Annotated in this window: 14 protein-coding genes; 8 read left to right on the top strand and 6 right to left on the bottom strand. The window is 65.0% G+C overall.

What is annotated here, in order from left to right; genetic code table 11:
* Nucleotides 1-72: 72 nt before the first annotated feature.
* The gene (locus AC1D2K_RS16290; protein ID WP_478089871.1) at nt 73-1194 is read right to left on the bottom strand and encodes an adenylate/guanylate cyclase domain-containing protein; all 1122 of its coding nucleotides are present in this window, start codon (nt 1192-1194) and stop codon (nt 73-75) included.
* A gap of 140 nt (nt 1195-1334) precedes the next feature.
* On the opposite strand from AC1D2K_RS16290, the gene AC1D2K_RS16285 reads away from it, so the two are divergent.
* From AC1D2K_RS16285 to AC1D2K_RS16275, 3 genes are all read left to right on the top strand, one after another.
* A complete protein-coding gene (locus AC1D2K_RS16285; protein WP_478089870.1) occupies nt 1335-2912 on the top strand; it encodes a sensor histidine kinase in 1578 nt (525 codons plus the stop codon).
* 64 nt (nt 2913-2976) lie between these two features.
* Nucleotides 2977-3351 (top strand): response regulator, encoded by a 375-nt coding sequence (locus AC1D2K_RS16280; RefSeq protein WP_478089869.1) that lies wholly within the window; start codon nt 2977-2979, stop codon nt 3349-3351.
* 22 nt (nt 3352-3373) lie between these two features.
* Nucleotides 3374-3814, top strand: coding sequence for a desulfoferrodoxin family protein (locus tag AC1D2K_RS16275; protein ID WP_478089868.1), 441 nt, complete (start codon nt 3374-3376; stop codon nt 3812-3814).
* 133 nt (nt 3815-3947) lie between these two features.
* On the opposite strand, the gene AC1D2K_RS16270 is transcribed toward AC1D2K_RS16275, so the two are convergent.
* Nucleotides 3948-4643 carry a carboxypeptidase regulatory-like domain-containing protein gene (locus tag AC1D2K_RS16270; RefSeq protein WP_478089867.1) on the bottom strand — a complete coding sequence of 232 codons (696 nt, stop codon included), beginning with the start codon at nt 4641-4643 and terminating at the stop codon, nt 3948-3950.
* A 138-nt stretch (nt 4644-4781) separates the two neighbouring features.
* Between AC1D2K_RS16270 and AC1D2K_RS16265 the strand changes: the two genes are divergently transcribed.
* The 4 genes from AC1D2K_RS16265 to AC1D2K_RS16250 all read left to right on the top strand — a co-directional run bounded on the left by AC1D2K_RS16265 (nt 4782) and on the right by AC1D2K_RS16250 (nt 7743).
* Entirely contained in the window at nt 4782-5495 is a 714-nt protein-coding gene (locus AC1D2K_RS16265; protein WP_478089866.1) for a phosphatase PAP2 family protein, read from the top strand.
* A gap of 173 nt (nt 5496-5668) precedes the next feature.
* The gene (locus tag AC1D2K_RS16260) at nt 5669-6172 is read left to right on the top strand and encodes a VOC family protein (RefSeq protein ID WP_478089865.1); all 504 of its coding nucleotides are present in this window, start codon (nt 5669-5671) and stop codon (nt 6170-6172) included.
* Nucleotides 6173-6347: 175 nt separating this feature from the next.
* Nucleotides 6348-6638: a hypothetical protein gene (locus AC1D2K_RS16255; protein ID WP_478089864.1), complete on the top strand. Its 291-nt coding sequence runs from the start codon at nt 6348-6350 to the stop codon at nt 6636-6638.
* A 70-nt stretch (nt 6639-6708) separates the two neighbouring features.
* Nucleotides 6709-7743 carry an H-NS histone family protein gene (locus AC1D2K_RS16250; RefSeq protein ID WP_478089863.1) on the top strand — a complete coding sequence of 345 codons (1035 nt, stop codon included), beginning with the start codon at nt 6709-6711 and terminating at the stop codon, nt 7741-7743.
* A gap of 106 nt (nt 7744-7849) precedes the next feature.
* Here the strand turns inward: AC1D2K_RS16250 and AC1D2K_RS16245 are convergent, their stop codons facing one another.
* The 4 genes from AC1D2K_RS16245 to AC1D2K_RS16230 all read right to left on the bottom strand — a co-directional run bounded on the left by AC1D2K_RS16245 (nt 7850) and on the right by AC1D2K_RS16230 (nt 13112).
* Entirely contained in the window at nt 7850-8791 is a 942-nt protein-coding gene (locus AC1D2K_RS16245) for a bestrophin family protein (protein ID WP_478089862.1), read from the bottom strand.
* 176 nt (nt 8792-8967) lie between these two features.
* A complete protein-coding gene (locus AC1D2K_RS16240; RefSeq protein WP_478089861.1) occupies nt 8968-9537 on the bottom strand; it encodes a hypothetical protein in 570 nt (189 codons plus the stop codon).
* A 302-nt stretch (nt 9538-9839) separates the two neighbouring features.
* A complete protein-coding gene (locus tag AC1D2K_RS16235) occupies nt 9840-11798 on the bottom strand; it encodes a flavin-containing monooxygenase (RefSeq protein ID WP_478089860.1) in 1959 nt (652 codons plus the stop codon).
* A 48-nt stretch (nt 11799-11846) separates the two neighbouring features.
* Nucleotides 11847-13112, bottom strand: coding sequence for a serine hydrolase domain-containing protein (locus AC1D2K_RS16230; protein WP_478089859.1), 1266 nt, complete (start codon nt 13110-13112; stop codon nt 11847-11849).
* Between the two features lie 286 nt (nt 13113-13398).
* Here AC1D2K_RS16230 and AC1D2K_RS16225 point away from each other — a divergent pair.
* Nucleotides 13399-13753, top strand: a 355-nt coding sequence (locus AC1D2K_RS16225; protein ID WP_478089858.1) for a TetR/AcrR family transcriptional regulator, incomplete at its 3' end; no start/stop codon positions are given.

Below are 13753 nucleotides of genomic sequence, written 5' to 3'. Positions count from 1 at the left end.
CCAGGCAGTTCGCGACCTTGCTGGCCAAACAGCGGCGTCTGCCCGTGAGGCCGGAAATAGGGTGAACAGGCCCTAGGCCCGCGGCCCGATTCCACGGACGCTGAAGCAGTCGACCGGACGCTGGAAGCCCTTCAGGTTCAAAGCCTCCAGGGGCTCGACCTCGAGCATCGGCTCCAGTCGCGCGAACACCGGCCGGGAGATCAGGATCTGGTTGCTCGCGGCCTCGCCGCACAGCCGCGCCGCGAGGTTGGTCACGGTGCCGATGGCGCCATAGTCCCAGCGCCCCTCGAAGCCGATGGCGCCGATGGTCGCGAAGCCCTGGGCGATGCCGATGCCCAGGCCGAGCGAATAGCCGCGCCGCAGCCAGGTCTCGGCCAGCGAGCCGATGCGCTCGCGGATCGCCAGAGACATCCGCACGGCTCGCTCGGCGGCATCCGGGACCGGCACCGGATCGTTGAAGAAGACCATCATGCCGTCGCCCGTGAAGTGCTCCAGCGTGCCCTCGTGCGCGAGGATCAGCTCGCCGGTGGCCGCGTGGTACTGGTGCAGCACGCCCATCACGTCCTCGGGCTCGGCGCTCTCGGCGAAGGAGGTGAAGCCGCGCAGGTCGAGGAACACCACGGTGATCTCGCGCCGGTGGCTCACGAGCGGATCCTCCGCGCCGCCGCTGACGATCGCCTCCGCGAGCTGCGGCGAGAAGAAGCGCCGCAGCCGGCCGACCCGTTCGAGCTCGGCCACCTGGGTCGCGACCCGGCGCTCGAGCGTGGCGTTCCAGCCTTTCATCTCGGCCACCAAGCCCTCGACCTGGTCGTGCAGGCCCTTGATGCGCAGCATCGAGCGCACGCGCGCCGCAAGCGCCGCGTGGTCCACGGGCTTGGTCAGGTACTCATCGCCACCGGCCTCGAGCCCGGCCACCACGTCCTTCAGGTCGGCCATCGCGGTGACGATGATGATCGGCGTGAACGGAAAGTCGGGATCGGCGCGCAAGCGCTTGCAGACCTCGATGCCGTCGACCTTGGGCATCATCAGGTCGAGCAGGATCAGGTCGGGCTTCAACGCCCGTGCGGCTGCCAGGCCTTCTTCGCCGTCGGCGGCCGAGGCCACCTCGTAGCCTTCGCTGCCCAGGCGCGCCTGCAGAATCTTGACGTTGGTCGCGTTGTCGTCGACGATGAGGATGCGTGGAGGGGTTCTCACCGACGGTTCTCCCTGAGGCCAAAAACTGTAGCGGCTTCACGCCCGTTCCACAAGGCGGCGCGCGATGGGCGGACCTGCAGGCGCGTCCTCGGGTCCTGGATGGAGGCCTGGCCATCAAACTCGAACAGCTTGTTACGCAGGTGCTCAAGCGGTCACCCCTGGCCTGGCTGGTGCTCCGGGTCGCGCACGTCCGGGCTTCGGTCCACACCAAGCTGCTGGTCGCCTTCCTGATCATCACGCTGCTGTTCATTGCGATGGCGGTCGCCAGCCTGCTGCTGCTCCTGAACACCACCGCGCAGAGCCGCCTGCTCGACCAGGCGCACGAACGGGTCAGCTGGTCGCAGCAGAGCCAGTACGCGCTGGCCCGGCAGATGCATTTCACGGCGCTGGCGCTGCTGTCCAGGGACGAGGCCGCGATCGAGCGCATCCTGCGCGAGAACAACCGTTTCAACGAGACGCTGGCCAAGCTGGACACCACCACGACCGCCGGCCAGAAGGGGCTGATCGACCAGATCCGGGAATCGCAGGACGACGCGATGGGCGTGGTGGCCGACATCGCCAATGCGATCCGCGACGGCAAGCTCGCCGACATCACGGGTGAACTGCTCCAGCGCGAGGAGCGCCTCGACGAACAGATCGCGCTGCGCATGGGCCAGCTGGTCGATGCCGAGCAGGCGCGCATGGCGCGGCTGCGCGAGAGCGTCGACGCCGCGAACCGCCGCTCGCTGATCCTGACCTGCGTGTTCGCGGTCAGCGCCGTGGTGCTGGCATGGCTGTGCGGTTTCGTGATTTCCTGGTCGTTCATCCTGCCGGTGCGCGAGGCCCATGGTTTCCTCGGCGATGTCGCAGCGGGCAACTTCGGGCGCAAAATCTCGGTCCCGAACCGCGACGAATTCGGAACGCTCGCCGACCGGATGAACCACATGAGCCAGCAACTGCATCGTCTCGCCGATTCGCAGCGCCAGGCTGCCGCCAAGCTCGTGGACCTCAACGAGCAGCTGTCGCGCGCGAGCCAGGCCAAATCGGAGTTCCTGGCCAACATGAGCCACGAGTTGCGCACCCCGATGAACGCGATCCTCGGCTTCAGCGAGATGATGATCGACGGCATCTACGGCGACGTGCCACCGGAGCTGAAAGAGCCACTGACCGACATCCAGGTCAACGGGCGCAACCTGCTGCGGCTGATCAACGACGTGCTCGACCTCTCGAAGATCGAGGCCGGCCGCATGGAGCTGGCGCTCGACGACTACTCGGTCAGCGACGTGGTCAACACGGTGCGGACCTCCCTGCGCTCGATCGCGGCCGAGAAGGGGCTGCAGTTCACCACCCATGTCCCGGACGACCTGCCGGTGGCCCATGGCGACAGTGGTCGGCTCGCGCAGTGCCTGACCAATCTCGCGGGCAACGCGCTGAAGTTCACGCGCCAGGGCAGCGTCGACATCGCGGTCGAGCTGGCGGGCGACCAGCTCATCTACTGCGTCGCCGACACCGGCATCGGGATCGCGGCGCAGGAGCTCGACAACATCTTCACCGAGTTCCGCCAGGTCGACACCACGATCACGCGGGAGTTCGGCGGCACCGGGCTCGGGCTCAGCATCTCGAAGAAGTTCGTCGAGCGGCTGGGCGGCCGCATCTGGGTCGAGAGCGAGCTGGGCCGGGGTTCCAGGTTCATGTTTTCTGTGCCCTTGCGCGTGGCGCGGAGCACGGAGGTGATCTGATGAGCGAGCGCCGGGCCGTTCCCAAGCTGGCTCGCACCGCAGTGCGCAGCACGGAGGTTATCTGATGAGCGAACGCAAGATTCTCTACGTCGAGGACAACGAGTACAACCGCAAGATCGTGCGGCAGCTGCTGAGCCGATCGGCCTGCCGCCTCATCGAGGCGGGCGATGGCGAGACCGGGGTCGCGCTGGCCCAGCAGGAGCTGCCCGACCTGATCCTGATGGACGTGCAGCTGCCGAAGATGTCCGGGCTCGACGCCACGAAGCTCTTGACCACGCAAGCGCCGACGCGCCACATCCCGATCATCGTGATCACCTCGTACGCACTGAGCGGCGACCGCGAGAAGGCGATGCAGGCCGGCGCCTCGAGCTATCTCGCCAAGCCCTACAGTCCGAGCGAGCTGCTGGCGATGGTCAAGCAGTTCCTGCCGGACCTCTGACTTCAAGGCCAAGGAGGCGCGCATGACGAAGACCATCCGCAATGCCGTGTACACCGGCCTCGCCCTCCTGGGCCTCCTGGGCGGGGCGACGCGGGCGCAGGCCGAAGAAGAGCAGGCGCAGCAGTTCACACCCGAATTCCGCCAGCCCCACACCACCTTCGACCCCAAGCACACGCCGAAGATCACCGCGCCCGACAGCGTGAAGCGCGGCGCCTGGTTCGATGTGACGGTCAGCGTCGGCGCCGGATCGCTGCACCCGTCGCTGCAGGAGCACTTCGTGCGCTACATCGCGCTCTACAAGGACTCGGTGGAGATCGCGCGCGCCTACCTGCACCCGGTGTATTCGTCGCCGACCGTGACCTTCAAGGTGGCACTCGACGAAGGCGGGTCGCTGCGCGCGGTGGCCGAGCCGACCCATTCCGCCGCCTGGGAGGCCTCGAAGAAGATCAGCGTGATTCCTTGAGCCCCCACGCTCCCCCACTGCGTGTGGGTCGCTGCCCCCCGAGGGGGAGTCAGCAGGCCGCCCGTCTGCGCGAAGCGCGGACTTCGCCGCGCTGGCGGCCCGGCGCCGGCCTGACTTGAGCCCCCACGCTCCCTCACCGCTCCTTCATCTCGACCGTGACCTGCGTCACTTGCTGGTCGCTCACCGTCACGCTCGCCGGCACGGTCCCGAGGCGTTCGTGCCAGACCTGAAGCTTGTACTGGCCCGGCGGCAGCTTGTCGAAAGCAAAGCGGCCATCGGCGCCCGTGACCGCGTAGAAGGAATGCGCCGCCACCACCACCCAGGCCGTCATCCAGGCATGCAGGTCGCAGTTGATGCGCACGATCTCGGGCGCAGCGAAGGTGACCGGAATGGTCCGCCCCATCGGTTGCGTGCGGTTGAACGAGACATTGCGCTGCGGCGTGGCGTGGATGTTGTGCAGCAGCCGGTCGCTGTTGAGGAAATCCACCGTCCCGCCCGCCGGAACGATCACGACCCGCGGCACGAAAGCGCAGCCCTTCTGGTCGAGCTCGACCTTCTCGGTTCGGGACGGCAGCGGCGCGCCGGGCGGCGGCGTCTCGATCCAGACCACGGCGTTGCGGATCTCCTTGTTGGCGGACAACTGCAGGTCGTCGGCCGGCTTCTCGTGGCCGCACAAATACTGGTCGATCGTGACCGGCACCTTGCCCTGTGCCGGCGCGACGCCCGCGAACACCACCTTGCCCCTGAGCTCGCCGGCCAGGCCGTGGCCGGGCAGGCCGCCGCACAGGAACAGCAGCGCCAGGACGGTCGGGAACCGGGCTCCAGTCAATGGAAACTCCCTTCGTGGGTCGCCTGGCAAGGAGTATTGCGTGCCCTCGCAGGGCGTCAATACGCCGAAGAGAGGGCGTCACCGACGACATTCGACGTAGGCCGAATGCCGGACACGCACCGTGTCAAGATCACGCCGATGTCCAGCTCTTCCCTCCGCACCCGGCTGCAGCGGCTTTCGGCCGGCCGCCTCGACAGCCTCTGGCCGCTCTGGAAGCCGCTGGCCAGCGGTCTCGCCGTCCTGCTGTTGCTGCTTGCGTTCGTATTGGTGGCCAGCGAGGTGATCGAGGGAGATACCCACGCCATCGACATGACGCTGCTGCGCGAGGCCAAGGCCTTCAGGGACGCCCACCCCCTGTTCGCGCACGCGATGCGCGACCTGAGCGGGCTCGGGAGCACCACCGTCCTGACCTTCTTCACGCTCGCCACGGCCGGCTACCTGCTGCTGGTGTCGGCGCGCACCCACGCGCTCATGGTGGTGGCCTCCTCGCTCAGCGGCGCCGTCCTGGTCAGCCTGCTGAAGCCGGCCTTCGGCCGCCTGCGCCCCGATGCCGCGCTGGCCGACTACGCGGCCTACGGCCTGAGTTTTCCCAGTGGGCACGCGAGCATGTCGGCCGCGGTCTTCCTGACGCTCGGCGTGATCTCGGCCAGCACGCGGATCCGGCTTTCGGAGCGGCTCTACATCCTCGCCATCGCCGCCGTCGCCGCCCTGCTGGTCGGCCTCAGCCGGGTGGCACTCGGCGTCCACTGGGCCAGCGACGTGCTCGGCGGCTGGGCCCTCGGCACAGCCTGGGCGATGGGCTGGTCGATGATGGCGTTCGGGCTGCTGCGCCGGCGCCGCCGGGAGGGTTGACCACGCGCGAGGCGGCCGCGACGGCGACGCGCGCTGCGCATCGGTATGTCGATGTGGCAGGCGGTGGCGCACAACGGCATCCCATCCGACAGACCGAGGTCCCGCGATCAGGACAATTGGATCAGTGCGGGCGATGGCGGATGCCGAATGCGCAACTCATCAGGAGACACGAAATGACCAGCAAGAACACGATCTGTCTGTGGTACGAGGACGAGGGCGCCGCCGTTGACGCTGCGAACTTCTATGCCGAAACATTCCCCGACAGCGCTGTCGGCGCCGTCCTCCGCGCACCGGGCGACTATCCCGACGGCAAGCAGGGTGATGTCCTGACGGTCGAGTTCACGGTCGCCGGCATCCCCTGCATCGGGTTGAACGGCGGTCCGCACTTCAAGCACAACGAGTCCTTCTCGTTTCAGATCGCGACCGACGACCAGGCCGAAACCGACCGCTTGTGGAACGCGGTCGTGGGCAATGGCGGCCAGGAAAGCGAGTGCGGCTGGTGCAAGGACCGGTGGGGATTGTCATGGCAGATCACCCCGCGCGCGCTCATCGCGGCGATATCCGACCCCGATCGCGCGGCGGCCAAGCGCGCGTTCGACGCGATGATGACCATGAAGAAAATCGACATCGCCGCGATAGAGGCGGCACGGCAGGGCCGAGACCTATCCACACGTTGATCGCGTCCGGCCGACGGCCCAGAGGGCGGGGCTGAGTCACCCGATCGGCTTCCCGGGAACGGTCCGACCTTGCGGTTCGAGAGCAGGACTGGGCCCAGGTTACATGTGAAAATTTCACATTTCGAGCCGGCACCTGTATATTGATACGCCCGGTTACGCAAAGAAGGAGCCGCTCATGGATTTGGACTCTCACCTTCGCAAGGTACAAATGCTCAGCCCCAAGGCGGCAAAAATTGCATTGCGAATACTGGATGCAGATCTGGGTATTGCGGTCGAACAGGTCTTGGCGCTGCGCCCTGCGCTTGTCGAACGGAGCAGCGAATCGGAGCCTTTCGGTACGACGGACTGGATGACAATCGCCGCGATTGAACGGCCCGCAATCCGTCGGTTCACGGAACGCTTCGAGAGTCGTGAACAGCGTCATGCCCGGCTTTGGGTCAACAGCCTCCGCCGAGAGGCGCTGTAGGCCGTGCTGGTCACATGCCGGTGCGGCTCGCGGAGCGGGTCAGGAAAAGGGTCGCCCCACCGACATCGGCGTGCTTCTCCCGACCGCGATTGCAGCGCTTGAAGTTGCAAAAGCACCCATCAAGGATTTCGCTGCCCAAGGGATCGGATGCGCCAATGGATTCGATGCTCGCTGGATGCTCGCGTTGCCAGGGACGCTGCGGCTGAAGACGGCACTTCTTGAGCGATCCGGGATGGGTCATCGGAAGAATGAATCCAGGGCGGCGGAGCTATATCCGTTGAATTTCCAGTGGGTCAGCCGGAACAAATTAGACTCCCCTGTTTTCACTCTCAGCTATCAAATGACTAAAACCTACGCACAACTGGCACGCGAGATCGTCGCTCTCCAGGCCTCCGCGCAAAAGCAACTGGCCGTTGAGGCCAAAGGTGCAATCGCAAAGATCAACGACCTGATCTCGAAGTTCAGCCTTGCGGCGAGCGATCTGAAATTCGCTTCGACCTCCGCTTCCGCTGTCCCGCGCTCGGCTTCGAAAAAGACCAATGCGACCAAACGCAAGGGTGGCACGGTGTCCAAGGGTGCGAAGTTCAGCGATGGAAATGGCAATCAGTGGGGCGGGCGTGGGCCGCGGCCAGCCTGGCTGCGCAACGCCATCGCTGCCGGTCGGACCCTCAACAGTTTCATGGTCGGCATGGCACCGGCGATGGCAGCTGAACCGCTTGCACCCGTCGTCGCGTCGCCCGCGAAGAGAGTTGCGGCGAAGACGATCGGGTCCAAGCGCGTCAAGTCGGCTGCATCCTCCAAGGTCAAGCCAGTGAAGGTGTCGATGGCCGCGAAATCATCGCTCAGCGCAGCAGTTGCGGCGCCTGCGCGTGCCGCAAAGACCACGGTGAAATCCACCAGGGTGAAGGGGGCGCCGGCCACCAAGGCTGGCGCGAACAAGGCGGCGGGTGCTTCGAAGCCGGTGAAGAAGGTCGCAGCGAAGACAGCGGGGCCCGCCCGCAAGAAGGCGAAACCAGGCTCTCCAAAAGCGGCGCGCAAGGCGGCTGTCGCGAACCAACCGGCGTCTACGACGCCCGAAGCCACAGCGGCTGCCGTTGCCATGTAGTCTGTGACCGAGGCTAGGCCGTTGATACGGCGGCCTCGTCAGGGCGGCTTCGGCTGCCTTTTTTTTCACAGCTGCTCACAAGAGGCAAGCGCAAAGGGTGCCGGCTTCAACGCAGGACGTATTTGATCGGCTGCAGCGGCTCGGGTGCCGTATCGCCCACCGACTCTCGCAAATCGATCTCGATGGCGCGACAGATCGCATCGAGCGGCAGGTCATTCGCTTCGGAACCGAAGGGTTCCTCGATTTCATCGCCCAGGGCATCCAGGCCGAAGAACGTGTAGGCAATGATGAGCACGACAAAGGGCGTCATGAATCCGACCGAGTCCACCAGGCCGAATGGCAGCAGGTAGCAATACAGGTAGGCCGTCCGATGCAGCAGCAGTGTGTACGAGAACGGGATGGGCGTTCCCAGGATTCGTTCGCATGACGCAGCCGCGCTGCCGAGCGCGCTCAGTGTGTTGTCCACATTCACGGCCAGAACCGGGTCGATTCGCCCGGTTCGTATGGCCTCCTGCAGGTCGGCGCCCATGCGCAGCAGCAGGAAATGCGGCTTGTTGGAAAAGTTGGCCATGTCCCGCCATTCGGCATCGCGCAGGAAGGGCCGCGTGTCCGCACGCCCGTCGCTGTGGCGCAGCAGATGGCGCAGCGAATGCGCGAACGCTGCGCTGCGCAGCGTCATGCGCACGCGCAGATCGTCAAGGCCGCCGTTGCCCGCATCCACCGGCCCGTCGCCGACGATCAGGCTTTGGCATTGCCGCGCCAAGCCACGGGTGCGCAGGACCACCTCGCCCCAGAGCTTGCGCGCTTCCCAAAAACGGTCGTAGGCGGAAGAGTTGCGAAATCCTAAGAAGATGGCCAACGGCAGGCCGAGCAAGGCGAACGGCGCGGTCCCGATCGGGATCTTGAGGCTGCCCAGACTTCCATGTGCCGCAGTCACCAGCACGGCGACCAGCACATTGACCAGCAACGGAATGGCGATACGCGGCAGGATGGATCCACGCCACAACAGAAACAATTTGAACCCGGACGGGCGTGGCCGGACGATCATAGGGACAGCGACTTCGGAACGGAAAGCATGGCGGGATTCGCACTTTCGACGGTGCGATGCGGCAATTGTCGCTGAGGAGATGGCGTGATCGCGACGATCGCCGGCGCCTACACCGCCCTGCGCGACCCCGAGGTGCGTTCGCGCTTCGTCTGCGGCAGGGCCGATCCCGGGCCGCCCTACCCGCCCTTGCGCCGCCCCGAGATCAGCCGGCGCAGCGCCGCGCGCACGCCGGGCTTGTCCGCCACGCCGATGGAGATCGGTCGCTCGCGATAGAGCGCGCGCTGCTCTTCGAGCACGACGCGCAGGGCTTCGATGCTGGATTCGCTGTAGGCCCACACGCCGGAGACGATGAACTGCCCCGGCAGCGCATCCGCCAGGGGCCGGATCTGGACATTCATGGCGCCGATGCGATCCATCGTCTCGACGCGTGCGGCCGCCTGCTGAACGCCACCGCCCAGGACGCTCACCTCGCGGCTGAACGCGAAGCTGATCGCCTGCACCTGGTGGAAGTGCTCCGAGATGAACGCGCAGATCTCGAGGAACACCAGCCGGCCGAGGTGACGCCGCTCTTCATGCACGACGCGGGTCGGGGTGAAATGCTCGATGTGGATCTCGGTGCCGGCATTGCCCACCGGCACGGGGTCCAGCGTTCCTAGGAGAACGCTGGCGTCGTACACGTACATGGGTTGGCCGAGCTGGTAGGGAGCAGCCCCGGGCCCGGTGATCCGGAGTTTCTTGAACGTCATGAAGCACTTCGCCGGTCGTGCGCGAGGCCCATTCCCCGGCCCGCTCCGAACGCTGTTGCCTTTCGCCTCGACTTTAAGAGAGGCGCGACGCGGATCATTCAGGGTGATGCCAAGTTATCACAGCGAACTTGACATAGTTCACGCAACTTGGCAGCAAGATCGCCGAATGCCTACGAAATGGCTCGCGGCCGCAGGCGACAGGTGCTTGTTCTTGAGTGTGCAGAGAGTCCCCACCGGACTCATCTCGGTCATGCCCCAGGCAGGCAGCACTTCGACGCCGGACTCCTGCTGGAAGGCCCTGATCATGCGCCAGTGGCTTCGGGCTTCACGGTCCTGCAGTCGAAATCATCCAGATCCGTGCGACGGGCCATATGCCATGTATCGTCATTGCGGAACGGCGTGGTCACGATCACCCGTCCCTGCGCATTGCGGTACCAGTTGCTCATTCCCCGGTGACTCCAGATCATCCGGTCGTGCGCCGCCTGCACACGCTCGTTGAACGCCTCGCTGACTGCCGGCTTCACCGTGATTTCGAAATTCACGCCGTGCTTCGCGATCGCCTTCTGCAGGATTCCCATGACGTAGCGCACCTGCGTTTCGATCGCGGCGACGACGCTTCCCCCGTGTCCCAGGCCCGTGTTCGGCCCCGAAAGCACGAAGAAGTTGGGGAAGCCCGGCACCGTCATTCCCATGTAGGCCTCCGGACCGCGCGTCGACCAGGCCTCGCGAATCGACAGACCACCGCGGCCCACCACATCGAGCGACGCGAGAATATTGACTGCGTCGAATCCCGTGGCAACGATCAGCACGTCAACAGGAAAGCGCTCGCCGGAGGTCGAGACCACGGTGTCCCCCTCGACGCGCGCAGCACCATCCGTCACGAGGCGCACATTGGGGCGCCGAAGCGTCCGGTACCAGCCGTTGTCCAGCAGCATGCGCTTGCCGAATGGCGGGTAGTCGGGAAGCACGTCCGCAAGCAGATCCTGGCGGTCGCCCAGTTCCGCCTTGACGTAGTCCGTGAAGAACTCCCGGTGCTTGTCATTCTGGGCATTGATCGCCCGTTCGGGGTGCGGCCAAGCCGTATCGATTTGCAGCGCGCCATGCACGCGGTCGTTGAAGATCCATGCCAGGCGCTGCCTGTACCACTCCTGGTAGTAAGGAACTTCCTTCAACAGCAACCGCTGCCCGCTGGAGATCGGCTGGCGAAATCTGGCGAAGGGTGCGGCCCACTGCTTGGAACGCTGGAAAACCGTCAGCGAAGCGACCTCCGGTCCAATCGCTGGCACCACCTGCATCGAGGTGGCGCCATTGCCGATCACCGCAACGCGCTTGCCTTGCAAGTCAAGGCCTTCGGGCCAACGCGCCGTATGAAAGCACTGGCCGTCGAACTCGGCAAGACCCGCAATGGGGGGCAGCTTCGGCGTGTTCAGGACGCCGACCGCCCCGATCAACACGTTGCCCCGAATGCTTTCAAGCCCATTCCCGCCATCGACCACGACGTTCCACTGTGCGTTTTCTTCGTCATACCGAGCGCTTTGAACTCGCGTGTTGAAGCGGATATTGCGCCGCACCCCGAAGTCGTCCGCGACGCGATCGAAGTAGGACTGGATTTCCTCTTGCAGCGCAAAGTGCATGCTCCAATCGTGCTTGGCGAACGAATACGAATAGATGTGGCTGGGGGTGTCGACGCCGCAGCCCGGGTAATGGTTCTCGTACCACGTTCCCCCGACGCTGGCGTTCTTCTCGATCACCACGTAAGGGACACCCGCCCCCTGCAGGCGAATGGCCGCGCAGAGTCCCGCGACACCGGCGCCCACGATCACGACAAGGAAGTCCCGGGGTACTTCAAAGGCGCTTCGTTGATCGAGCAAGAAAGCCTCATCCAACCCCAGCCCGGCCGCGACGATGGAGCCGTAGCCGTCGGGAATCCTCTCCCCCGTGCTCACACGCATCATCCGGGTCAGCAACGCTGCATCCGGTGCCGGCAATGCTGGCGGCGTACCTTGCCTCCAAGCCTTGATCGCCTCGCCCGCAGCGGCGATCACCTCCGCGCGAGTCTTCTCGTCAAGGCCTCCCGAGTCCAACTCGTCCAGTCCCTGCGCACGGCCACACTGGAAACGCTCCGACAGCCAGCGCATGTCGCCGGTCAGGTGCACCAGCACGAGCAGGAGCGTGGGGATGTTCGCGGAGGCAAGCGCCTCGATCACGGCGCGCTCCCAGTCCGTCGCCGGGCCCGACGGTTCGGTCTGTTTTGACTGCATGCTGTCTCCTGTCTGGTTTGGGGTTGAGTAAGCGCGCCGCTGACCTCGTCAGGCCAGATGCGCGATGGCGCGATACGTCGCATCGATGAGCGCCTGGCCACGCTGGTTGACCAGCACGCCATTGCCGAGCCGGTTCATCGTGTAGCCAAAGCTGAGTGTCTTTGGCGGGTCGATGAATCCGACGGCCCCGCCCGCCCCACTGTGTCCAAAGGCCTCCTGGCCGATCAACAGGTTGTTGCCGTTGGCGGCCTCGGGGCCGTTGTTCATGCCCAGCATGAACCCGTCCGAGAATCGTGTCGGGATCAGCAAGGTGGCATCCACGTGCGAAGGGCGTGCCGGCGCCGCGTTGCGCAGACGCTGCACCACCGCCTGCAGGCCCTGAAGCTCCCGATGCGCGCCCGGCTGCAGCAGTTCGTAGAGTCCGCTCAAGCCTCGAGCATGGGTCGCGCCGTTGGCGGACGGAATCTCGACAGCCATGCCCCGAAGCGTGTTCATGCCACGTCGCGACCAGTCGCCGGAGTTGTAGATGAAAAGGTTCTGAATACTGCCGGCGACCTTTGCTGCCTCCGAAAAGGCGGACTTCTGCATCTCGGCGCTGGTCATCGGAACGATCGGCGCGACGCGGGGCCACGCCGATTCAGGCAGTCCGATCCAGAATTCCAACCCATAGGTTCGAGCCATCAACTGATCGAAAACCGTCCCCAGCGAGCTGCCCGTCGTCCTGCGAACCAACTCACCCAGCAATACCCCGAACGTGATCGCGTGGTAGCCGGACACTGTGCCGGGGCGCCAGAACGGCGCTTCACGCTCCACGTGTTCGACCATGTAGGGACTGTCCTCGAGACACCCTTTCTTCAGCGGTTGCCTCAACGCCGGCAGACCGGCCGTGTGATCGAGCACCATCTGAATGGTGGTGTCGCCCTTGCCTTCGGCACCGTATTCCGGCCAGTAGTGACTGATGCGCTGGTCGAGGCGCAAATGCCCTTGCGCAGCCAGCAAGTGGATGCACAGTGCGGTGGCGGCCTTGGTGCAGGAAAAGACGACAGACACGGTGTCTTCCTGCCAGGGCGTGCCTGCGCCGTGGTCCGCGATGCCCCCCCAAAGATCCACCACGATCCGCCCCCCGTGCCGCACGCACAGCGAGGCGCCCAGTTCGCCCCGCAATGCGAACCCTCGCGCGAACTCCTCTGCCACTTCCGCAAAGGCCGCATCGAAACGGCCCCGAACAGGGCCCTCCGGTGGCTGCGGCGAGTCTGCTCGAAGCGAATCGGAGTGTGCGTCGGAATCGCGCCAGGCACGGCTTCGTGGCGTCATGGCTGCGAGTACGCCTCTCGGAACTCGGCCCGAAGCACAGCCTTCTGAATCTTGCCCGTGGCGGTCATCGCAAGCGTGTCGACGAGGATGATCTTCTTCGGTCGCTCTCTCTGCGCACACGACCGATAACGTGATGTACTGCCATACATTAAAGTATACCGATTGGAATATTTATGTCCCTATGGGTACAAACCATTAGATGCCTTTGCTTGTGATGCACGCAGAATTTCGGGACGTCAGGACGCGCGCACGCAGACTTCCTCACGCAACCGAGACCACACCAGTCATGGAACGAAGCAAACCACCAGCGACGAAGGAGAAGCCCTCCAGCAAGGCCAGACGTGCCGTGATGGCGGACGCATCCGGAATGAAGGCAGAAGTTGCGGCGCTCAAGCGAGAGCGGATCCTCGAAACGGCGACGCAACTGTTCTTGCGCTACAGCTTTCATGGCTGTTCGATGGATGCCATCGCGCAAGGACTCGGCGTGACGAAGCCGTTCATCTACTACCAATTCCGAGACAAAGGCGACATCCTGGCGGCGATCTGCAGCCAGGGCGCGGAGCTGTCGTTGTCCGCGCTGGACCAAGCCGAGGCGGCTTACGAGACCGCCACGGAACGAATGCAGTGGTTCTGTCTTCGAT

Source organism: Variovorax sp. P1_H12_2 (assembly GCF_056405335.1).
This window is presented reverse-complemented; position numbering and strand designations above follow the sequence as displayed.

Excerpts from the sequence above, each read along its gene's own strand:
- AC1D2K_RS16280 (WP_478089869.1), top strand. The coding sequence starts at position 2,977 with ATGAGCGAACGCAAGATTCTCTACGTCGAGGACAACGAGTACAACCGC.
- AC1D2K_RS16275 (WP_478089868.1), top strand. The coding sequence starts at position 3,374 with ATGACGAAGACCATCCGCAATGCCGTGTACACCGGCCTCGCCCTCCTG.
- AC1D2K_RS16265 (WP_478089866.1), top strand. The coding sequence starts at position 4,782 with ATGTCCAGCTCTTCCCTCCGCACCCGGCTGCAGCGGCTTTCGGCCGGC.
- AC1D2K_RS16260 (WP_478089865.1), top strand. The coding sequence starts at position 5,669 with ATGACCAGCAAGAACACGATCTGTCTGTGGTACGAGGACGAGGGCGCC.
- AC1D2K_RS16255 (WP_478089864.1), top strand. The coding sequence starts at position 6,348 with ATGGATTTGGACTCTCACCTTCGCAAGGTACAAATGCTCAGCCCCAAG.
- AC1D2K_RS16245 (WP_478089862.1), bottom strand. The coding sequence starts at position 8,791 with ATGATCGTCCGGCCACGCCCGTCCGGGTTCAAATTGTTTCTGTTGTGG.
- AC1D2K_RS16240 (WP_478089861.1), bottom strand. The coding sequence starts at position 9,537 with ATGACGTTCAAGAAACTCCGGATCACCGGGCCCGGGGCTGCTCCCTAC.
- AC1D2K_RS16235 (WP_478089860.1), bottom strand. The coding sequence starts at position 11,798 with ATGCAGTCAAAACAGACCGAACCGTCGGGCCCGGCGACGGACTGGGAG.
- AC1D2K_RS16230 (WP_478089859.1), bottom strand. The coding sequence starts at position 13,112 with ATGACGCCACGAAGCCGTGCCTGGCGCGATTCCGACGCACACTCCGAT.